At 43.2% G+C, this 373-nt stretch carries 2 tRNA genes; both read left to right on the forward strand.

Annotated elements, in window-relative coordinates:
- Positions 1-113: 113 nt before the first annotated feature.
- Positions 114-188: transfer RNA gene (locus tag LACPOB_RS0101495), tRNA-Ile, on the forward strand.
- A 7-nt stretch (positions 189-195) separates the two neighbouring features.
- Positions 196-268: transfer RNA gene (locus LACPOB_RS0101500), tRNA-Ala, on the forward strand.
- Positions 269-373: the final 105 nt, after the last annotated feature.

A 373-nucleotide genomic window follows, 5' to 3' on the forward strand; every position in this document is an offset into this window, starting at 1 on the left:
CTGCGGCTGGATCACCTCCTTTCTAAGGAAAATTACGGAAACTCACACGATTTGTTAAATGAAACTTTGTTTGGTTTTGAGAGGTCTACTCTCAATCCATAAGAATAATTTATGGGCCTATAGCTCAGCTGGTTTAGAGCGCACGCCTGATAAGCGTGAGGTCGATGGTTCGAGTCCATTTAGGCCCATTTTGATGGGGGTTTAGCTCAGCTGGGAGAGCACCTGCTTTGCAAGCAGGAGGTCAGCGGTTCGATCCCGCTAACCTCCATTAGATGACGTAAGTCATCATGGATCCGTTCTTTGAAAACTGAATAACATTTATTTCTTGATCAATAATTTTATTAAACCGAGAACACCGCGTTTGAAAGAGTTT

This window comes from Ligilactobacillus pobuzihii E100301 = KCTC 13174 (assembly GCF_000349725.1).
Lineage (GTDB): Bacteria > Bacillota > Bacilli > Lactobacillales > Lactobacillaceae > Ligilactobacillus > Ligilactobacillus pobuzihii.